Genomic DNA, 19959 nt, shown 5'->3' with positions numbered 1-19959 from the left:
CGGGACATGAGCATTGCCGGGGCACCGATAGCAAGGATTGTGGTGGGCGTGGACGGTTCGGAGGCGTCGGTGGAGGCGCTTCGCCAGGCCCAGCGGCTTGCCACCCCCCTGGGGGCCAAGGTGCAGGCCCTGGCCTGCTGGGAGTACCCCCAGATGTACAGCGGCTACGTCATGATGGGCGTCGAGGGCTTCGAGGAGGGGGCCCGGAAGGTCCTGGACGAGACAGTGGCCCAGGCCTTCGGTCCGGGCATCCCGGAAAATGTCACCGCCACCCTGGTGCGGAGCCATCCGCGGGAGGCGCTGATCGACGCCAGCCGGGACGCTGACATGATCGTGGTGGGGCGCCGGGGGCACGGCGGATTCGGCGGCCTGCTGCTGGGTTCCGTCAGCTCCGCGCTGGTCGCCCACGCACATTGCCCGGTGTTGGTGGTCCACAGCCCGGAGACCGCACCGGGCGGCCCCAGCGGTTCCTGACCTGCCCAGGAGGGCATAGGCCAGGGTCAGCGCAAGGGGCGGGTGATGGCAGTGCCGGATGGTGGAGCGCGACGGCGGGCGCCCGCCGTCGCGCTCGCAGTCGCGTTGGTGGTGCTCGCCGTCGTCCTGGCCCTGCTGCTTCCGGCGCGGACGGCCGGTCCGCCGTCGTCATCCCCTTCCACGTCCGCGCCGGTATCCGGACAACCGTCCGGCACAACCGGCCCGTCCTTCTCCCCGCCGCCGTCGGAGACGGATACGTCTGAAGCCGGCCAGACTCCGGTGGAGCCGCCCGTCACGGTCCCGCCAATAGCCGAGCCCCCGCCCGCCGGGCAACCGGGTGAACCCCCGGCCCAGCCAACGGCGCCGGCGGAGCCAGGTGCACCCCCGCCGCCGTTTCCGGAGTCCCTCCGGGGCCAGGACCTCACGGTCATCCCGGGGGCGGGCCGCGTGGTTGCCCTCACCTTCGACGCCGGGGCAAACGCGGCCGGATTGCCGAAGATCCTGGCCACCCTGTCCTCGAAAGGCGTTGCCGGAACGTTCTTCCTCACTGGGAACTGGGCGGCCAGCAACCCGCAGGGCGTGTCAGATATTGCCGCGGCAGGGCACCGGGTGGCGAACCACTCCATGACGCATCCGGGGTTCACCGGGCTGGACAGCGCCCGGATTACGCAAGAGGTGCTTGCGGCGGAGCAGGCAATCCTCGCAGCCGGCGGCGATCCGCGGCCCCTGTTCCGCTTTCCTTTTGGTGAGCGCGACGCCCGGACCATCGCCGCGGTCAACTCGCTGGGATATGTGCCGGTCAGGTGGACGCTGGACACGCTGGGCTGGAAAGGAACCAGTGGCGGTGCCAGCGTCCAGATCGTCGCGGACCGCGTCCAGGCAGGACTTCAGCCCGGTGAAATCGTCCTCATGCACATTGGTTCCAACCCCGACGACGGCACCACCCTGGATGCCGACGCCCTGCCCCAGGTCATCGATGGCATCAGGGCTGCGGGGTACGGCTTCACCACCCTCGATGCGTTGCTGGGCCGGTGAGGGAGGCGGTGGCGCCCGTGGGAAAGGCCAGGGGGACGGGCAAGGGGAAGGCCAGGCCCTCCCGGGACGCGGAGGCGGACAGCAGCCCTCCGAAACCGTCCGGAAGACGCCACAGGACCGGAAATGACGCCGATCCGGCGCATCACGGGCTCCCGGTCCACGAGGTGGTCCTGCTCCTGGAGACCGATGCCGCCAGAGGCCTGGGCCCGGAAGAGGTGGTGCGCCGGCGCGCACAGTTCGGGGCCAACGAGCTTTCCCGGACGCAGCGGGCGGGGTTGGCCCGCAAGCTTGGACGCCAGTTCAATAACCCCCTGGTCTTCGTCCTGCTGGCCGCCGTCGCTGTAACCGCGTTCCTTGGCGAATTCCTGGATTCGGCCGTCATCCTGGCGGTGGTGCTGCTGAATACGCTGATCGGGTTCATCCAGGAAGTACGGGCAGAGGCGGCGTTGGATGCCCTCCACTCGCTGGTCCGCACGCACGCCGCCGTGCTGCGCGGCGGGGAGCGCAAACAGGTGCCCTCCGAGGACCTGGTCCCCGGCGACCTGGTCCTGCTCGAGGCGGGCGACAAGGTCCCGGCCGACCTCCGCCTGGTACGCCTTTCCGCCCTGCGGGCCGATGAGTCCGCCCTGACGGGAGAATCAGAGCCCGTGGCCAAGGACCAGGTGGTCCTGCCCCGGGTCACGCCCGTGGCCGACCGGCGGAACATGATGTACAGCGGCACCCTGGTCATCGCCGGCACCGGGGAAGGCGTCGTGGTCGCCACCGGCGGCGAAACAGAACTTGGGGAAGTCCACCGACTCATGGGCGCCGTACGGCCCACGGCCACACCCCTGACGCAGAAACTGGCCAAATTCAGCTCCACCTTGACCCTTGCCATCCTCGCCCTCGCTGCCTTGGCCTTCGCTGCCGGCCTGGCACACGGCGAACCGCCGGGCCAGATGTTCACCGCCGCCGTCGCCCTCGCCGTGGGAGCCATTCCCGAGGGCCTGCCCGCCGCGGTGACCGTGACCCTTGCCATCGGTGTCCGCCGCATGGCCCGCCGCCGCGCCGTTGTCCGGCGGCTCCCCGTGGTGGAGACGCTCGGCAGCACCACCGTGATCTGCTCTGACAAGACCGGCACGTTCACCAGGAACCAGATGACCGTCCGGGCACTCTGGACGCCCTCGGGAAGCTATGGCGTGACCGGCTCCGGCTACGGACCGGAAGGACACATCGCCGCTTCAGCGGCACCGAACGCGGAGGCGCAGCAACCGCTCAGGCCAGCGGAACCTGACGGCAGGGATGCGGCCCTGCGTTGGACCCTCCTGGCCGGTGCGGCCTGCAATGACGCCAGTGTCCACAGCACGGCGTCGGGGTGGCAGGTGCGGGGCGATCCCACCGAAGCCGCGATGCTGGTCGCTGCCGCCAAGGGCGGAATCGCGGTGCAGGACTTCCTGGCCGCGAATCCGCGGCAGCAGGAACTGCCGTTCACCTCCGAAGGGCAGTTCATGGCGACACTGCACACGTCCACGCTCCGCTCCGGCGGCGGCACTGTGTTCGTTAAGGGCGCGGTGGAGCGGATCCTGGAACTGTGCAGCCTTGAAATGGCTGCGGACGGCAGTTGCCGGCCGGTCCGCAGGCACGCAGCCCTCACCGCCGCGCACGCGCTCGCGGACCAGGGGCTCCGGGTGCTCGCCACCGCCATGCTGCGGCTCCCAGCGGAAACGCATACCCTCTCCGCCACGGGGCTGCGCGGCCGGATGGTACTGACAGGACTCCAGGCCATGCATGACCCGCCGCGCGAAGCGGCCGCCGGGTCCGTCGAAGCCTGCCGCCGCGCCGGCGTGGCAGTCAAGATGATCACCGGAGACCACGTGCGAACGGCCATGACCGTCGCCGCAGCGGTGGGCCTGGCCGTTGACCATGGCCCCGGAACAGCCCTGGCCGGCGCAGAGCTGGACGCCATACCCGCGGACAGGTTCGCCGATGCGGTGGACCGGGCCACCGTTTTCGCCCGGGTGTCGCCGGAGCAGAAGCTTCGACTCATCGGCGCCCTGCAGTCCCGGGGGCACGTGGTTGCCATGACCGGGGACGGCGTCAACGACGCACCGGCCCTTCGCCAGGCCAACGTTGGCATATCGATGGGACGCACCGGAACGGAGGTGGCCAAGGAAGCCTCCGACATCGTGCTGACCGATGACGACTTCGCCACCATCGAGGCAGCGGTGGAAGAAGGCCGCAACGTTTTCGACAACCTGACCAAGTTCATTGTCTGGACCCTGCCTACCAACATGGCTGAAGGACTGGTGATCCTCGCCGCCATCCTGCTGGGCGCAACGCTGCCGATCCTGCCCACCCAGATCCTATGGATCAACATGACCACGGCCGTCGCCCTTGGACTGATGCTGGCTTTTGAACCCAAGGAGCCCGGACTCATGTCCCGGCCGCCCAGGGCACCGGACCGTCCCCTCCTGACCTGGGCCCTTACGGTCCGGATCCTGCTTGTCTCGGCCCTCCTTGTCGTGGGGACCTGGTGGCTGTTCGACCATGAGCTCGCCATCGGCGCCACTGTGGCGGAGGCCCGCACGTCCGCCGTGAACCTCTTCGTGGCCGTGGAAGTGTTCTACCTCTTCAGCTGCCGGTCGCTGACCCGGCCGGCATGGCGGACGGGGCTGCTGGGCAACCGCTGGCTCCTCCTCGGCGTGGCGGTCCAGGCGGCCGCACAGCTGGCCCTCACCTACGCACCGCTGATGAACGAACTCTTCCACACCGCACCGATCGGTCCCGAAGCGTGGTTGCGGATCTTCGGCCTCGCCTTGCTGGCATCCGCCGCCGTCGCCGTGGACAAACGGCTGCGGCGCCAGGGCTTTTGACGGTGGATGTTCCGGGCTTGTTAGCCCCGTCGCGCTTCAGGCGCTGCCTCGGGGACAACACGGACCAGGACCAGGCCGGTGACCAGGGCCATCGCTGCCGCCATGAGCACTGCGGCCACCACCCCAATGGCGGCGATCAGCCACGCCGGCTGTCCCGGCTGCCACAAGGGCGGAGCAACAAGCGTAAACACTGCCAGGCCGGCCGCCCAGGCTGCGGCGCTCCCGGCAATCCAGCACCACGCCCGGCTGATCAGGTGCTGCCGTTGCAACCTCCGCAGCTCAAGCCACTGGGCGGTCCCGATGGAGCCGAGCAGCACAACGGCCGCCAGCGTGCCTGCGCCAATCCGCGCGGCCGGGGGCCAGTCCTGCCACCCTGCAAAAGTCGACGGCAGCATCCCCACGGACCAGGCGACGCCGGCGGCCAACCCCGTCAGCACAGTCCACCGGGCCGTGGACAGGCCCGGCAGCCGGACCCTCAGGATCCGGGCCTGGAACCAGCCGAGGATCCCGCCCTCGGCAAGGCCCGCCACAACCAGCAGCCCAAAGAGAGCGTCCGGCAGGAACGTTGCGGCAACGAACTGGGCAAGGGCCGGGGCGAGGAAGCCCAGGCTTTCGCCCATGGTGACCCAGCCCACCCATCCGGCGAGGTATGCACGTCCGGATGTCCCGCCGTCGTCGGCCCTTGCCGCAGGTTCCACTGGCCGCCTTCCCTTCGCAAGCGCGCACTCCCATGAGCCACCCGCCGTCCAGCATCATGCCGGCGCCCGCCCCATGCCAGTGCCGAAAGCCCCTCCGGCCGCCGGAACAGACGGCAGGAGGACCCCGCCTCCGGAACAGGACCAATGGCTCTCCCCCACGCACGCGCAGCGGCCAATACTGGTAACGGAAGCAGACGGTTGGCGTCCGCCTTCATGGACCGGAGGTCATGGAAGTGTACGGCTGGAATGACGGCATGGGCTGGTGGGGCTATGTGCTGATGAGCATCAGCATGGTGGTGGTCTGGGGGGCAATCATCACCGGTATCGTCCTGCTGGCCCGTTTCCTGCGCACACCGTCCCCGCACGCCACCCAGCCGCCGCCTTCGCGCGCGGCGGAGGAAGTCCTGGCCGAGCGGTTCGCGCGCGGGGAAATCGACACCGCGGAATACCAGAACCGGCTGGCTGTCCTGCGCGGCCACCCGGGCGCTTGAGTTTGCGGCCCTGGGCAAAGGACATAAGGGGGCAGTGGTGCCACTCTCTGAATTCGAGAAACGCGAACTGGAACTGATCCGCCAAGGCCTGGAGCAGGAAGACCCCAGGCTGGCCGCCCTGCTTGGCCGGCACGCCGTTGGACTGTCCCTGCGGACCCGGGTCACGCGCGGCCTGGTCCTCTTTGCAGCCGGCGTCTGCGTCCTGCTCCTGGGCCTGGTGATCCGGGTCCCTTACGTGGGCATCGCGGGCTTCGCCGTCATGAACGCCGCGTGCTACTGGGCACTGAAGGACCTCCGCTGGTCTCCACGGAAGGTGGACGGCCAGGTCAACCAGATGGAAGGCAACAACGGATGAACCGGGCTACGGGGGCCGGCAAGGACTCCTCCGCGGACACGCGGGCGCTGCAGTCCGTGGAGGCCCACCATGCCGGGATGCTGAAGCAGTTGAACGTTCTGGTGGGGCTGCTCACCGAAGCGGTGGAGGCAGGGGACGCCGCTGCCGGGCAATCAACCCAGGCGGCTTTGCTGGATTGGTGCGACGAGGAACTCGTTCCGCACGCCCTGGCGGAAGAGGGCCCCTTGTACAGCGGGCCCCACGGGATGCCGGAGGCGAAGCTTCTGGTGGACGGCATGCTGGCCGAGCACCAGGTGATCGTGGACCTGGTCGAGGAGCTGAGGACGGCGGACGGGGTCCCTGCTGCGGTCGCCGCCGGCGCCATCCAGCGGATCTTCGCCCTGCATCTGGACAAGGAGAACCGCCTGCTGATGCCTTTCATCGTGGCCTCCCCCGGGCTGTCCCTTAGCCGGGCAGTTGAAGGCCTCCACGAACTGGTGGGTACCGGCGGGCACGCCGGTTCCCACCACCACGCTGCACCGCACGGCGAAGAAAAGGACCGCCACCGGCACGGGCAGCACGGGCACGGGTAATGCGGCGGGAGCAGTACGACGGCGGGTTGGGCCTTCGCGCTTCAGGGCACCACCGCGGCGCCGGCCCCGTCAGGACGGTTCCCGGTTGCCTTTTCGGGGGCGTGCACCACCAGCACGGGGCAGTGTGCGTGGCTCACGCATGCTGAACTGACCGAACCGGGAACGAAGCTTCCATGTCCCCGCCGGCCGACGATCACCAGGGATGCGTTGCGGCTGGCGTCAATGAGCACCGGGCCGGGCTTGCCGCGCACCAGCCGGGGATGCACAAAGCCTGGCAACTCCCCGAACGCGTCCGTCAGGGTCTGCTGGAGCACTTGGTCGGCCGCGTACCTGAAGCCCTCGATCCCCACTGCCAGGTACACCCCATAGCCGGCCGGAACGTCCCAGCAGGCCCACGCCTCCACCCGGGCCGAGAGCGGCTCTGCCAGCGCCCCGGCCACGCGCAGTGCAGCCATGGACGCTTCAGATCCATCCACGCCCACGATGATCCTGGGGTGTTTTCCCGGGGCAGCCCCGGTTGCCACACCAGTGGCTGGTATCCCGTCCCCTGCTGGTGCCACGTTCCCTCCTTGGTGCTGTTCCCCCAGCCTGGACCGGAAATGCGTCCCGGAACAGTGCCATAAGTCATCGTGCGCCGGGCTACCGGGAGGACGGGCAGCGGCGGATGGCGGGGTTCCCTGCGGCGCGCGGACTTTGGTCCCTTCCCGGCCACCCCTTGACGGGTAAGAATGGGGGCAGGCCCTCCCAGGGGCCACCCCGCTGTCGTCGGGGTACTGATCCTGAAAATGTGGGGAGCTCTCGGTGCACAAGGGTGAAGCAGGAACTGACGGGGCCACACGATCTCCGGGACCGGTCCGGGTGTTCATCCTGGATGACCACGAGCTTGTCCGGCAGGGGTTGAAGGACCTGCTGGAAGGTGAAGGATTCCTCGTGGTCGGCGAAAGCGGATCCGCCGCGGAGGCCACCCGCCGCATCCCGGCCCTTCATCCGGACATCGCAATCCTTGACGGGCGGCTTCCGGACGGGACAGGGATCGAAGTATGCCGGGACGTGCGTTCCCTCGATCCGCGCCTGCGCTGCCTGATCCTCACGAGCTACGACGACGAGCAGGCACTCCGTGGCGCAGTCCTGGCAGGCGCGTCGGGGTACATCCTGAAGCAGATCAGGAGTGATGACCTCCTGGCCGGAATCCGCAGAGCCGCGGCCGGTGAATCGTTGTTCGAACCGGGGGTGGAGCAGCAGATCATCACGGGTCTTTCCACGGTGCACACCGATCCCAGGCTGGAGGGCCTCAGCGCCCAGGAGAAGAAGGTGCTGGCGCTGATCGGCCAGGGGTTGACCAACCGGCAGATCGGCGACGAGCTGTTCCTGGCCGAGAAGACCGTCAAGAACTACGTGTCGTCCATCCTGGCCAAACTGGGGTTCGAGCGGCGGACGCAGGCAGCGGTCTACGTCACCAAGAGTTCCTCCGACTCCGCTTAACGGCCGGACCTGCCCGCAGGCGCACTAGGCAAGCCTGGCGGACCACCTTACGGTGGTGCCCACCCCCGGGGTGCTTTCGATGGTGCAGCTGCCTTTCAGCAGCTCAGCGCGGCGCCGCATGTTCGCCAGGCCGCTGACGCGGGCAGGCTCCGTGAAGCCTTGGCCGTTGTCACTGATCACGACCTGTACCCGTTCCCTGCCTGCTGCGGCATCCCCGGTGCCGGGATCCGGACGCTCCACGGCGACCGTCACCTGGATGTCGTCGGCGCCTGAATGCCGGAGCGCATTACTGAGCGCCTCGGACAGCACGGACAGGAGGTGGACGGACACGTCCTCCCGAATGGAGTCCACGGCTCCATCCAGGGACACCTTGGGTGTTACGGCATAACTGCGCGAGCTTTCCCGGACCGCCCGCAGGATACGTCCCGTCAAGGGTTCGCGCTCCTCATCCGCGGTGCGCAGCGAGTAGATGGTATCCCGCAGCTTGCGGATGGTTTCATCGAGTTCGGTGGTGACGGCCGCAATGCGCTCATGCGCCACGGGGTCCAGCGTGTACCGGCGCAGGCTTTGGATACTCAGCCCGGCAGCGAACAGCCGCTGGATCACCAGGTCGTGCAGGTCCCGGGCGATCCGTTCCCGGTCGGTGAAAAGGAGGTTCTGTTCACGCTGGGCGTTGGCCCGCGCAAGGTCCAGGGCAAGGCCGATCCGGCTTCCGAAAATGGCGCTGGACTCCGCTTCGGCCTGGTTGAAGACCGCCGTCCCCTGGGCGCGTGCCAGCAGGAGGACGCCATTGTGGCTGCCGCTGTGACCCAGCGCACAGACCAGGACGGAGCCAAGCTTCTCCGCCACCCCGTCATCAAAGAGCTGCCGCGGGTCCCTGGCCACGAACGATCCCCCGTTTTCCACAACACCCGCCAGCGACGGCGGAACCTTCAGCTCCTGGCCGGCCTGGAGACCCTGCACGCCAACGGATGAACGGCACCGAAGGGCACCGCCGCCGGCCGGGACGGCAATGACCGCAAGCGTGGACTCCGACACCCTCAGGGCGGCATCGGCCACGATATCCAGTTGCTCGGCGTCCCCGGGCTGTGAGGCCATGATCAACCGGCTGCTCAGTTCCATGCCTGCCTCCAGCCATTTCTGCCGGCGGCTGCTGTCTTCGAAGAGGCGGGCATTCTGGATGGCGACGCCCGCTGCGGCGGCCAGGGCCACGGCGAGGTCCTCGTCCTCGGTGGTGAAATCCTCGCCGCCCTGCTTTTCCGTCAGGTACAGGTTCCCGAAGACTTCGTCCCGGACGCGGACCGGAACGCCCAGGAAGGTCCGCATGGGCGGATGGTTGGGCGGGAAGCCGGAGGCAATTGGATGCTGGCCGAGGTCGTGGAGCCGCAGGGGCCTGGGTTTCCGGATGAGCAGGCCCAGGACGCCGTGCCCTGTGGGCAGGTCACCAATGGAACGGATGCCTTCCTCGTTAATGCCCACGGTAATGAAGTGGCTTAGTCTGCGGTCTTCGCCGATGACGCCCAGGGCACCATACCGGGCGCCCACCAGTGCGCACGCGGACCGGACAAGACGGTCCAGCACGGCTTCCAGGCTGAGGTCCTCGGCAAGGGCCACCACGGCGGCCAACAGGGCATTCATGCGCTCCTGGGTATCCAGGAGTTCATGCCCGCGGGCCGTGAAGTCCCGGAGCATGTCTTCAACTCTGTCCCTCATTGGCGGGTGCCAGGGGTGCTCCATGCTCACGTTCCACCTCCTGCGGCAGGAACCTGCGGCGCTGCAGGCCTACCGGCGAGATCCAAGTGTCCGGAAAACGGAGTCCTGTCCCCGCCCCCAAACCGGACCTTCACGTCAATTGGAAGACCGGCCTGGGACCATTGTAGAAGCCCACGTCAACGGCCTGTCCTGCCGCCCGGCGGCCCGCAGCCCCGCTGCAGGGAAGGGCGGTGCCACCTGCGGGACCTTCTTCCCTACCGGCACCACTTTTCCCGCCCTAGGCTACGGCCATGAACAGCGCAGCGACTGCACCTGAAATCAAGGAACTCGGCGTCCACGACTGCTGGCGGTACCTCCGTTCAACCTCCATTTGCCGGATTGCCTTCAGGGACGGTGACGGCGTGGAAAACTTCCCGGTGAACTTCGTACCCACCAACGGCACCCTGCTGATCCGGACGGGCGAAGGGACCAGGCTTGCCGCCCTGGACGGGCGGACACCGGTCGCCGTGGAGGCCGATGGAATGAACCAGTACGGCACCATCGCGTGGAGCGTCATCCTCAAGGGCCACGGCGCCGTCGTCTCGGATGAGGAGGAGATCCAGGACGCCATGGACGCAGGACTGTCCCCGTGGCAACCAGGCCAAAAGAACGTCCTGCTCCGGATCACGCCAGAGGAGCTCAGCGGCCGGCGGTTCGTCATCGCCGCACCCACCCACTGGTGGCCGCCCCGCGAGCCCTCGGCGGATTAGTCCCCCGGTCGGACCGGGACCCGGCCGGCCCCACCCCCACCCCGCACCCACAAGGATGGTTCCCCATGGCACCTGCCCAGCCCATCGCCGTCGGCATCACTGATTCCCCGGCGTCCAATGCCGCACTGTTGTGGGCGGCAGCCCGGGCCAACAGGCTCACGTGCCCGCTCGCCGTCGTCAATGTTGTTGACGACCGGTGGATGGCAGCGGAAGTCCTTCCCTACCTTGAAGTCCTGCGTGAATCGGGGCTGGCCCTGCTGAAGGAAGCCGGTGAAAAAGCCACTGCCGCCGAACCGGGCCTGCACGTGACGCTCCAGCTGCTGGAGGGAGGCGTCGGTGCCGCGCTGGGTGACTACTCGAAAGAGGCCTCGATGCTGGTGCTTGGCACCAGCGGCAAGACCCGGGGTGCGCTGACAGACCGGGCCCTGCAGGCTGCTGCCGCGGCGGAATGCCCAGTTGCCGTCATCGGCGACGGCCAGGACGCCGGCCGCGGCATTCTGGTGGGCGTGGACGGATCCCGCGAAGCGACGCAGGCCGTGGCCTTTGCCGCTGCCGAAGCCGACGCGCTCGGCGAGGAACTCACCGTCCTCTACGCGTTCACCGGTCCCAACCGATGGATCGCCGCCGGGCTCCCGCAGAGCAGCTTTGCCACCCATGTGATGGAGGAGGAGCAGATCGTGCTCGCCGAAACCGAAGCCGGGCTGCGGCAGGACTACCCCGACCTCACGGTGCATTCGGTCATGGAAACCGTGCTGGAACCGGCGGACGCCTTGGTCCGTGCAGCCGCCGGCGCCCGGCTCCTGGTCCTGGGCAGCCGGGGTAAGGGCGGCTTCGAAAGGCTGTTCCTCGGGTCCACGGCACATGCTGTCCTGTCGCAGCCCCCATGCCCCACCGTCATCACCCGGATGCACAAGCAGCCGCACAGCGACTGATCCGCACTGCAACCGGGCGACGCCGTGCCAACAGCCGGGAAGAGCGAGGCAGCTGCCGGGGAAAACGGGGCAGCTGCCCCGGGCCTGGACAGCCGCCATGCCGGGGCAGGACTGTCCACCGCCGAGGTGCGGGAGCGGACCCTTGCCGGCCGCGTCAACAGTGTGCCGACGGCCACCAGCAGGAGCATCGGGGAGATCGTCCGGGCGAACGTCTTTACCCTGTTCAACGCGGTGGTGGGTGGATGCTTTATCCTTCTCCTGGTGCTGGGGCAATGGCGGGATGCTCTCTTTGGGCTGTCTGCCGTAAGCAATTCGCTGATCGGCATTGTCCAGGAGTACCGGGCCAAACGCTCCCTTGACCAGCTCGCCATCCTGGAGGCCGCCAGGACCACAGTGGTCAGGAACGGTGGCAGGGAACTTATCCCCTCGGGGGAACTGGTTCCTGACGACCTGGTGGTGCTCAACGCCGGGGACCAGGTCACCGCTGACCTGGTGCTCCTTGCCGGCAGCCCCCTGGAAGTGGACGAGTCCCTGCTGACCGGTGAATCCGAACCTGTTGCCAAGGCGGACGGCGACGTGTTGCTCTCCGGTTCCCTGATCCTTGCCGGCAACGGCCGCGCCGTCGTTCTCAAGGTGGGACCTGACACGTTCGCGTACCGGCTGGCAGCCGAGGCGCGGCGCTTTTCCCTGGTGACGTCAGAGATAAGGCGGGGCCTGGGGAAAGTCTTCGCCGTGATCAGCTGGCTGCTCCTTCCCACGGCCCTGCTTCTCACGAATGCGCAGATGCAGGACCAGGGCGGCTGGGCCGGAGCCATCGGATCCGGACGGTGGATCCCGGCCGCCGTGGGGGCCGTCGCGGGCATCATGGCAATGATCCCCCTCGGACTGCTCCTGATGACCAGCGTCGCCTTTGCCGTGGGCGGGCTCCGGCTGGCACGCCAACAGGTGCTGGTCCAGGAACTCGCCGCAGTGGAGGTGCTGGCGCGGGTGGACGTCCTCTGCCTTGATAAGACCGGCACATTGTCCTCCGGTTCCATCGTGTTTGATGCCCTCCACGGCGCCGGCACCATCCCCGCCCCCGGCTGGCAGGCGGCAGTGGAGTGGTTCGGCGCCAACGCGGACGCCAGCAGCACCAGCGCCGCCATGGGTGTGGCGTTTCCCGTGCCGGTGCCGCTGCAGGCCCCGGATTCGGTTCCGTTCTCGTCCGCCCGAAAGTGGAGCTCGGTGACCTTCGCGCCGGAATCCGCCGCACCGGGCACCTGGGTCCTGGGCGCCCCCGATGCCGTGCTCGGTTCTCCCCGCGCTGCGGAGGCGCACGGCAAGGCCGCCGCCCTTGCCTCAACGGGCCTGCGTACCTTGGCCCTGGCGCACACACCGGCGCCGCTGCCGCCGGACACCGCAAATCCGTGCCTGCCGGCGGACCTTGCCCCGGTCATGCTGCTGACCTTCCGCGAGAGCCTCCGCGCGGACGCGGCCGCGACCCTGGACTATTTCCGGCAGCAGGGGGTCGCCGTGAAGGTCATCTCCGGCGATGATCCGCGGACCGTCGCGGCGCTGGCGCGAAGCGTGGGTTTTGGCTCCGGGGAGGCGTATGACGCGCGCACGCTCCCGGACGACCCGCTGCGGCTGGAGGAAACCGTGGAGGCGCAGAGCCTGTTCGGAAGCGTGACCCCGTCACAGAAGCGCGACCTGGTCCTGGCCCTGAAGCGGCGGGGACATACCGTGGCAATGACCGGGGACGGGGTGAATGATGTCCTGGCCTTGAAGGAAGCGGACCTGGGCATCGCCATGGACTCTGCCTCGCCGGCAACCAAGGCCGTGGCGCGCATGGTGCTCCTGGATGGGCGGTTCGAACGTCTGCCCGCAGTGGTGGACGAGGGCCGGCGGGCCATCAGCAACATTGAGCGGGTCTCCCTGGTCTTCCTCAGCAAGACGGTCTACGCCACCGTCATCTCGGTCATCACCGGCGTCCTGGTGCTGGCCTTCCCGTTCCTGCCGCGGCAGCTGTCGGCCCTGGACGGACTGACCATCGGGCTGCCGGCATTCTTCCTGGCACTGCAGCCCGGAGGACAGCGCTACGCCCCCGGATTCCTCCGGCGCTCCCTCGCCTTCGCCGTCCCGGCGGGCATCTGCACGGCCGTGGGCGTCCTGGCCGTCAGCGCCTACGCCCAGACCTGGGGCGGACACAGCCAGGAAGCAGCGCAGTCCGCCGCCACCCTGACCCTGGGGCTGCTGGCCGCGTGGATCCTGGTCACCGCCTCCCGCCCCCTGAACCGGACCAAGGTCCTGATCCTCGCGGGCATGTACGCGGGCCTGGTCCTCCTGTTCACCGTTCCGTTGGCGCAGGACTTCTTCCGGGTCGAGTGGCCCACCGGCGGGCTCCTCATCCTTTCGGCAGTTGTTGCCGCGGCCGGCTGCATCGCCATCGAACTTGCCGCCCGCTTCGGCCGCAGGCCGGACAGACGTTCCGGCTTCCCGCTGGGACCTTTGACTCTGGATGCGGGGTCACCGGAGCGGGATGGTGGAACTGCCGGACAACGCCAAAATCCGGCCCCACACAGCAGGAGGCAAGAATGACTGACCTGATGAAATGGTTTGATACCCGCCGCTCCCCCATGGATGTCATCGAACGGCTTTTCGAGGGTGACATGGGGACCTCCGCCATCCGGGTTGAAGAGATGGTGGACGGCAACACGCTCGTTGTACGGGCGGAGCTGCCCGGGATCGATCCGGAGAAGGACGTGGACGTGACCGTTGCCGATGGTGTCCTGACGATCAAGGGCGAGAGGCAGGAGAAGAAGGAACACAAGGAGAAGGACAGCTACCGGTCCGAGTTCCGCTACGGTTCCTTCGTCCGGCGCCTTGCCCTTCCCAGCGGCGTGCAGCAGTCCGACGTCAAGGCGTCATACAAGGATGGCGTGCTTGAGGTGCGGGCTCCCCTGCCGGAACAGGGGCAGGAGACCGGGGCATCAAAGATCCCCATCACCAGGGGCTGAAAAGAACGTACGACGCCGGTGCCTGGCCCCGTGGGGCCGGGCACCTTGGTGCCGCCCCACCCTGGGTGCCGGCCCACCGTGGCCCGTTATCCCCGTTGTTTCCTGCCGGCCGCGGCCTCTTCGGCCGCCGCGATCACCGGGAGGGTCCGGACGAACGTGTCCGGATTCAGGGACACCGAGTCGATTCCCTCACCGACCAGGAATTCCGCCAGGTCCGGGTGGTTGCTGGGCCCCTGCCCGCAGATGCCAATCTTGATGCCGGCGGCATGGGCCTTGCTGATTGCCTGGGCGATCATGGACATCACGGCCGGGTCCCGTTCATCAAAGAGCCCGGCGAGCTCCTCCGAATCCCTGTCCACCCCCAGCACCAGCTGGGTCAGGTCGTTCGAACCGATGGAGAAGCCGTCAAAGCGCTTGGCGAATTCCTCCGCGAGGACCACGTTCGACGGAATTTCACACATCATGTACAGCTGCAGGCCCTCCGCTCCCCGCACCAGCCCGTGCTCTTCCATCGCCTCGATGACCTGGTCCGCTTCCCGCACCGTCCGGCAAAAGGGGACCATGACGATGACGTTGCCGAAGCCCGCCTGTTCCCGCACCCGTTTGAGGGCTTTGCATTCCAGCGCGAACCCCTCCCGGTAGTGGCTGCTGTAGTAGCGGGAAGCGCCGCGGAAGCCCAGCATGGGGTTTTCCTCGGGACGTTCGAAGGAGCTTCCGCCGATCAGGTGGCTGTACTCGTTGCTCTTGAAGTCGCTGAGCCGCACAATCACTGGCTTGGGATAAAAGGGGGCCGCGATCTTGGCGATCCCTGTGGCCAGCACGTCAATGAAATACTCCTGCGGGTCCTTGTAGCCGCCGGTGAGTTCCCGGATCAGTGCCGCCTCTTCCTGGTCAGCGACCCGTTCGGGGTGGACCAGCGCCATGGGGTGGATTCGGATCAGGTTGTTGATGATGAATTCCATCCGGGCCAGGCCCACCCCCGCAGCAGGCAGCCGCCACCAGGTAAACGCCGCCGCCGGGCTGGCGATGTTGACCATGACTGCGGTGCTGGTGGCGGGGAGGCCAGCCATGTCCACCTCCTCCACCGAGAACTCCAGCAGGCCCTCGTACACGCGGCCCTCCTCACCTTCGGCACAGGACAAGGTGACCGGGGCGCGGTCGGCCAGGACTTCGGTCGCGTTGCGGGTCCCGACCACCGCGGGCACCCCCAGTTCCCGGCTGACAATCGCGGCGTGGCTCGTGGGGCCGCCGTGGTCGGTGATGATCCCGGCGGCGCGTTTCATCACAGGGACCCAGTCCGGGTCCGTCATGCGGGTGACCAGCACGGAGCCGTCAACAAAGGATTCGATGTCCTTGGCGTCGCGGACCACGCATGCCTGCCCGGCGGCGATGGAGTCGCCGATGGCGGCACCGCTGACCAGGACCCGTCCGGGCTGCGCCAGGTGGTAGGTCCGGAAGGAGGACGTGCTGCGGCGCGCCTGGACAGTTTCCGGCCGCGCCTGGACCATGAAGAGTTCGCCGGTTAGCCCGTCCTTGGCCCATTCCATGTCCATGGGCCGGCCGTAGTGGGCCTCCACCGCCGCCGCCCAGCGTGCAAGCAGGACAATCTCAGGGTCGTCCAGCACCAGCGCTCGCTGCTCACGGTCGGTGGTCTCCACCATCATGGTGCGTGCGTCCCCGCCGTGGCTGTAGACCATTTTGCGTTCCTTGGCCCCCAGCTGCCGCTCGATCACGGGGCTGAAGCGCTGATCCGCCAGCAGCGGCTTGAACACCTGGTACTTGTCCGGGTTGATGGTTCCCTGGACCACCGTTTCCCCCAGCCCCCAGGCTGCGCTGATGACCACCACGCCGGGAAAGCCGGATTCGGTGTCGATGGAGAACATCACTCCCGAGGCCCCGAGGTCGGAGCGGACCATCCGCTGGACCCCCACGGACAAGGCAACGTCCAGGTGGTCGTACCCCTTCATCTCCCGGTAGCTGATGGCGCGGTCGGTGAACAGCGAGGCGTAACAGCGCCGGCATGCTTCCAGGACAGCGCGTTCGCCGGCCACGTTCAGGAAGGTTTCCTGCTGGCCGGCGAAGCTTGCATCCGGAAGGTCCTCGGCGGTGGCGCTGCTGCGCACCGCAACCGCCAGCCGGGCCTGCCCGGTGCGCTCGCAGAGGACCCGGTAGTGTTCCTGGATGTCCGCCGCGATGTCGGCGGGGAAGGTTGCCTGCAGAAACAATTCCCGGATGGCCGCCCCTGTCTGGCGGAGCGTGGACCGTCCCGTCCGCTGCTCCTCCATGAGGGTCCTGATCCTGGGTTCGAGTCCGTTGGCGGCAAGGAAGGCCCGGTAGGCGCCAGCCGTGGTGGCGAACCCTTCGGGAACCCGGACCCCGGCGGATTGCAGGGCACGGCTCAGTTCGCCCAGGGAAGCGTTCTTCCCGCCTACCGAGGGGATGTCCGCGATCCCGGTATCTTCGATCCACGTGACGTTGGCGTTGGCCAGGGAGGTTTCTGTGGGGACGCTCATGGCTCGATTCTTGCCCCAGCCCGCCGGGGCAGTCAGAGGCTTTGGTCCTAGCTCCGCCGCAGCCGGCCGCGGACCGACTTGTGGATCCAGTCAGCGGCCAGGACGGCGGGGACTGCCAGGGCGGCCAGCAGGAAGCCCATGGGTCCCGGCGGTGCCTGTCCCAGCAGGCTTGCGAGGTAGGGCACGTACAGGCACACGGCCAGGACTGCCAGTTCGGCCAGCACGGCCCATACCAGGAGCCGGTTGGTCACCCAGCCCAGCTTCCACGGTGGAACCGTGGCGCTGCGGCAGGCAAAGGCATTTGAAAGCTGGCCAAGGACGACGGCGGTAAAGGCGGCACCGGAGGCGGACATCAGCAGTCCGGCCGGTGGAACCTGGCCGCGGGTCCAGCCGCCGTCGGCCAGGACCGCGGAGAAGACGGCCATTTCCATGGCTGCTTCCACCGGACCGAGGATGCAGAATACCCGGATTATCAGTTGGCGGTCCATGAGGTGGCGCCGCTCCGGCGGACGCGCCAGCACGCGTTCGCCCGGCGGTTCCGCGCCAAGTGCCAGTGCCGGCAGCAGGTCGGTGCCGATGTCCAGGGCAAGGATCTGCAGCACCCCCAGGGCCAGCGGAAACATCCCGCCGGAGAGCGCCCAGATCACGAAGGGGGTCAGTTCGGCCACGTTGTCGGTGAGGTGGTAGGTGAGGAACCGGTGGATGTTGGCGTAGGTGGCGCGGCCCTGTTCAATGGCAGCCACGATGGTGCCGAAATGGTCGTCGAGGAGGACCAGGTCCGCGGCTTCACGCGCCACGTCGGTCCCGCTCAGGCCCATTGCCACCCCAATGTCAGCCTCGCGCAGGGCGGGACCGTCGTTGACGCCGTCGCCCGTCATGGCCACCACGTGCCCGCGGGACTGCAGCGCCTTGGCCACCCGGAGCTTCTGCTCCGGGGAGACCCTGCTGACCACCACGCCGTCACGGTCCAGGAGCGCGCCGAGCAGCTGTTCGTCGTCAGGAAGGTCCGCCCCCTCCAGGACGTATTCCGGTGTACCGGTCAGGCCGATCTGGCGGGCAATGGCACCGGCCGTGGCAGGGTGGTCACCGGTAATCATGGCGATCTTCACGCCGGCCTGCCGGGCCGTGCGGATCACCTCTCCCACGTCCGGCCTGGGCGGGTCCTGCAACCCGACCAGGCCCAGCAGCTCCATGTCTGTTTCCAGCTCGGACGCGGGGCTCGACAGCCACGTACCGGGCACTCCGTCCAGCCGGCGGCGGGCCACCGCGATGACCCGCAGGCCACGTGATGCCATCACCTCCACCTGTTCCTTGACCGGTCCTGGCACCGATCCGCACACGGGCAGCACGGTTTCCGGGGCACCCTTGCACAACAGGTCCGCCCCCACGATGGCCGACTCCCTGCGCCGCACCGGATCAAAGGGCAGCCTGCGTGACGGTGCGGCCCCGGCCTCCGTGCCCGTCAGCCGGCGGGCCAGCACGTCCAGGGCCGCTTCCATCGGGTCGCCCTGCGCGCGCCACTGGCCGTCATGCAGTTCCGCCCGCCCCTGCGACGCCGTCCGGGCTGCGAGCGCGGCAGCAGCTGCCCTTTCGACGCCCGCACCCTGGATCTCCGCGGAAGGGGCATAACCTTCGCCCGTGACCTGGACGGATCCTTCCGTGGTGAAGACCTCGACGGCGTTCATCCGGTTCTGCGTCAGGGTTCCCGTCTTGTCCGTGCAGATGAAGGTGGTGGATCCGAGGGTTTCCACGGCTTCAAGGTTCCGCACCAGTCCGTTGCGGGCGGCCATGCGTTGGGCGCCCATGGCCAGGGAGAGGGTCACCGTGGGCAGCAGGCCCTCGGGAACCAGTGCCACGGCCACACCGATCGAGAAGAGGAATGAATCGCGCCATTGGAATCCCACCAGCAGGGATGCCAGGAAGAAGACTGCTGCGATGCCTAAGGCCATCCCGGCGGTAATCCGCACGATGCGGCGCAGTTCCTGGGCAAGCGGGGTGGGCGGAGGGATAGCCCCGCTGGTGAGCGCGGCGATGCCGGCAAGCCGCGTCGCGGCGCCGGTGGCGGACACCGTCGCCTCCGCATAGCCGTTGACCAGGAACGTGCCGCCCCACGCCGCATCCCCCGCCGCCTTGGGCACCGGGACGCTTTCGCCCGTCAACATGGACTCATCCACGGCGCAGCCCGACGCGGAGAGCAGTGCCAGGTCCGCGGGGACGCGGTCGCCGGCGGAGAGCAGCACCACATCGCCGGCCACCAGTGCACTGGCGTGGACCTTCCGCGCCGTCCCGTCCCGCCGCACCACCACATCGGCCGGCAGCAGGCCGCGGAGCCTGGCTGCCGCATGCTGGGCACGTTCCTGCTGGATATGGGCGAACACCCCGTTGACAATGACGACGACGATGATCGCCACGGCCAGTTGCGGCATGTCCGCGATGAAGGCGAGCGCGGCGGCGCACCACAGCATGAGCGCGAAGAAATGCGTCATCTCCCCCCAGAGCTTGCGCCACTGCGGGACCGGCTTTTCCGCTGGAAGCTGGTTGGGGCCCGCCTCCTTCAGGAGTTGGGCGGCCCGGTCAGAACTCAGGCCCTCCGCGGTCCTCACACAGGGTCCGCCTCCTGCCCCACCAGGAGCACCGGGCAGGCGGAATGCGCGGCGCATGCCTTGCTGACCGAGCCCATGGACGATTTCAGCAGGCCGCCCTCACCGTGCCGTCCCACCACCAGCATTTGTGCGCGGCGGCTCTCGTCCACCAGCACCTTCGCCGGCGGCCCGAACTTGATGCTGACATCGATGTTCTCCGGCCGCTCCCCGGAAAATGCCCGGCCGAGGGCATCCTCCACCAGGCGGCCTGCGGCGTCCTCGAGCCTTGCGGTGAACTGGCGGTCAGCCCCTTCGAGGCGGGACATGACCAGGTAGTCCGGCATCCCGACGCAGGAGATGACCTCGAGCCGGGTGCCCAGCCGGGAGGCCAGCGTCCCCGCATACCGGAGGGCGGCGGAGGAGTATTCAGAGCCGTCGACGCCGACGATGACGGGCTTTGCCCCTGTTTCTGCGTTCATGGACACTACGTTCCCGGCTGGGCTCTGGGCTGGGAA

At 68.3% G+C, this 19959-nt stretch carries 17 protein-coding genes; 11 read left to right on the top strand and 6 right to left on the bottom strand.

From position 1 onward, the window contains the following. Window positions 1–6: 6 nt before the first annotated feature. Genes RM50_RS06800 through RM50_RS06790 form a run of 3 tightly spaced genes read left to right on the top strand, consistent with a single transcriptional unit; the run spans window position 7 to window position 4361 of the window. Window positions 7–474 (top strand): universal stress protein, encoded by a 468-nt coding sequence (locus tag RM50_RS06800; RefSeq protein WP_043451121.1) that lies wholly within the window; start codon window positions 7–9, stop codon window positions 472–474. A gap of 45 nt (window positions 475–519) precedes the next feature. Further along, complete coding sequence (locus tag RM50_RS06795; RefSeq protein WP_043451119.1) at window positions 520–1509, top strand: polysaccharide deacetylase family protein; 990 nt, start codon at window positions 520–522, stop codon at window positions 1507–1509. A gap of 17 nt (window positions 1510–1526) precedes the next feature. Next, on the top strand, window positions 1527–4361 hold the full coding sequence (locus RM50_RS06790) for an HAD-IC family P-type ATPase (RefSeq protein ID WP_082007007.1): 2835 nt from the start codon (window positions 1527–1529) through the stop codon (window positions 4359–4361). Window positions 4362–4381: 20 nt separating this feature from the next. On the opposite strand, the gene RM50_RS06785 is transcribed toward RM50_RS06790, so the two are convergent. Beyond that, entirely contained in the window at window positions 4382–5059 is a 678-nt protein-coding gene (locus RM50_RS06785; protein ID WP_156133847.1) for a hypothetical protein, read from the bottom strand. A gap of 227 nt (window positions 5060–5286) precedes the next feature. Between RM50_RS06785 and RM50_RS06780 the strand changes: the two genes are divergently transcribed. The 3 genes from RM50_RS06780 to RM50_RS06770 are packed head-to-tail and all read left to right on the top strand — an operon-like array spanning window position 5287 to window position 6477. After that, window positions 5287–5550: an SHOCT domain-containing protein gene (locus RM50_RS06780; RefSeq protein ID WP_043451117.1), complete on the top strand. Its 264-nt coding sequence runs from the start codon at window positions 5287–5289 to the stop codon at window positions 5548–5550. A 37-nt stretch (window positions 5551–5587) separates the two neighbouring features. Then, window positions 5588–5905, top strand: a complete 318-nt coding sequence (locus tag RM50_RS06775; protein ID WP_043451170.1) for a DUF3040 domain-containing protein — start codon at window positions 5588–5590, stop codon at window positions 5903–5905. Further along, window positions 5902–6477 carry a hemerythrin domain-containing protein gene (locus tag RM50_RS06770; protein WP_052260012.1) on the top strand — a complete coding sequence of 192 codons (576 nt, stop codon included), beginning with the start codon at window positions 5902–5904 and terminating at the stop codon, window positions 6475–6477. The genes RM50_RS06775 and RM50_RS06770 overlap by 4 nt, the downstream gene beginning before the upstream one ends. 41 nt (window positions 6478–6518) lie before the next feature. Here the strand turns inward: RM50_RS06770 and RM50_RS06765 are convergent, their stop codons facing one another. After that, complete coding sequence (locus tag RM50_RS06765) at window positions 6519–7037, bottom strand: universal stress protein (RefSeq protein ID WP_082007005.1); 519 nt, start codon at window positions 7035–7037, stop codon at window positions 6519–6521. Window positions 7038–7335: 298 nt separating this feature from the next. Here RM50_RS06765 and RM50_RS06760 point away from each other — a divergent pair, with 298 nt between their 5' ends. Continuing rightward, window positions 7336–7959 carry a response regulator gene (locus RM50_RS06760; protein ID WP_043451113.1) on the top strand — a complete coding sequence of 208 codons (624 nt, stop codon included), beginning with the start codon at window positions 7336–7338 and terminating at the stop codon, window positions 7957–7959. Window positions 7960–7983: 24 nt separating this feature from the next. Here the strand turns inward: RM50_RS06760 and RM50_RS06755 are convergent, their stop codons facing one another. Continuing rightward, entirely contained in the window at window positions 7984–9651 is a 1668-nt protein-coding gene (locus RM50_RS06755; RefSeq protein ID WP_240471902.1) for a GAF domain-containing sensor histidine kinase, read from the bottom strand. Between the two features lie 311 nt (window positions 9652–9962). Between RM50_RS06755 and RM50_RS06750 the strand changes: the two genes are divergently transcribed. From RM50_RS06750 to RM50_RS06735, 4 genes are all read left to right on the top strand, one after another. Then, window positions 9963–10421: a pyridoxamine 5'-phosphate oxidase family protein gene (locus tag RM50_RS06750; RefSeq protein WP_043451112.1), complete on the top strand. Its 459-nt coding sequence runs from the start codon at window positions 9963–9965 to the stop codon at window positions 10419–10421. A 65-nt stretch (window positions 10422–10486) separates the two neighbouring features. Further along, a complete protein-coding gene (locus RM50_RS06745) occupies window positions 10487–11353 on the top strand; it encodes a universal stress protein (protein WP_043451110.1) in 867 nt (288 codons plus the stop codon). Window positions 11354–11377: 24 nt separating this feature from the next. Then, on the top strand, window positions 11378–13930 hold the full coding sequence (locus RM50_RS06740) for a cation-translocating P-type ATPase (protein ID WP_346421904.1): 2553 nt from the start codon (window positions 11378–11380) through the stop codon (window positions 13928–13930). After that, on the top strand, window positions 13927–14349 hold the full coding sequence (locus tag RM50_RS06735) for an Hsp20/alpha crystallin family protein (protein WP_043451108.1): 423 nt from the start codon (window positions 13927–13929) through the stop codon (window positions 14347–14349). The genes RM50_RS06740 and RM50_RS06735 overlap by 4 nt, the downstream gene beginning before the upstream one ends. A gap of 86 nt (window positions 14350–14435) precedes the next feature. Here the strand turns inward: RM50_RS06735 and ppsA are convergent, their stop codons facing one another. From ppsA to RM50_RS06720, 3 genes are read right to left on the bottom strand one after another with little or no spacing between them, the layout of a single operon-like run. After that, the gene (ppsA, locus tag RM50_RS06730; protein ID WP_043451106.1) at window positions 14436–16862 is read right to left on the bottom strand and encodes a phosphoenolpyruvate synthase; all 2427 of its coding nucleotides are present in this window, start codon (window positions 16860–16862) and stop codon (window positions 14436–14438) included. Between the two features lie 47 nt (window positions 16863–16909). Then, on the bottom strand, window positions 16910–19465 hold the full coding sequence (locus RM50_RS06725) for a cation-translocating P-type ATPase (protein ID WP_043451104.1): 2556 nt from the start codon (window positions 19463–19465) through the stop codon (window positions 16910–16912). Beyond that, window positions 19462–19923 carry a universal stress protein gene (locus RM50_RS06720; RefSeq protein ID WP_043451166.1) on the bottom strand — a complete coding sequence of 154 codons (462 nt, stop codon included), beginning with the start codon at window positions 19921–19923 and terminating at the stop codon, window positions 19462–19464. The genes RM50_RS06725 and RM50_RS06720 overlap by 4 nt, the downstream gene beginning before the upstream one ends. Between the last annotated feature and the right edge of the window lie 36 nt (window positions 19924–19959).

Origin of the sequence: Pseudarthrobacter phenanthrenivorans, from assembly GCF_000813845.1 — a bacterium.
Taxonomy (GTDB): domain Bacteria; phylum Actinomycetota; class Actinomycetes; order Actinomycetales; family Micrococcaceae; genus Arthrobacter; species Arthrobacter phenanthrenivorans_B.
The sequence above is the reverse complement of the archived record's forward strand: the minus strand, read 5'-3'. Positions and strand labels throughout refer to the sequence as shown.

What these genes read in the sequence shown, in the direction of transcription:
- ppsA (WP_043451106.1), bottom strand. Translation starts at nt 16,862, where the DNA reads ATGAGCGTCCCCACAGAAACCTCCCTGGCCAACGCCAACGTCACGTGG.
- RM50_RS06800 (WP_043451121.1), top strand. Translation starts at nt 7, where the DNA reads ATGAGCATTGCCGGGGCACCGATAGCAAGGATTGTGGTGGGCGTGGAC.
- RM50_RS06720 (WP_043451166.1), bottom strand. Translation starts at nt 19,923, where the DNA reads ATGAACGCAGAAACAGGGGCAAAGCCCGTCATCGTCGGCGTCGACGGC.
- RM50_RS06750 (WP_043451112.1), top strand. Translation starts at nt 9,963, where the DNA reads ATGAACAGCGCAGCGACTGCACCTGAAATCAAGGAACTCGGCGTCCAC.
- RM50_RS06755 (WP_240471902.1), bottom strand. Translation starts at nt 9,651, where the DNA reads ATGCTCCGGGACTTCACGGCCCGCGGGCATGAACTCCTGGATACCCAG.
- RM50_RS06735 (WP_043451108.1), top strand. Translation starts at nt 13,927, where the DNA reads ATGACTGACCTGATGAAATGGTTTGATACCCGCCGCTCCCCCATGGAT.
- RM50_RS06795 (WP_043451119.1), top strand. Translation starts at nt 520, where the DNA reads ATGGCAGTGCCGGATGGTGGAGCGCGACGGCGGGCGCCCGCCGTCGCG.
- RM50_RS06745 (WP_043451110.1), top strand. Translation starts at nt 10,487, where the DNA reads ATGGCACCTGCCCAGCCCATCGCCGTCGGCATCACTGATTCCCCGGCG.
- RM50_RS06780 (WP_043451117.1), top strand. Translation starts at nt 5,287, where the DNA reads ATGGAAGTGTACGGCTGGAATGACGGCATGGGCTGGTGGGGCTATGTG.
- RM50_RS06770 (WP_052260012.1), top strand. Translation starts at nt 5,902, where the DNA reads ATGAACCGGGCTACGGGGGCCGGCAAGGACTCCTCCGCGGACACGCGG.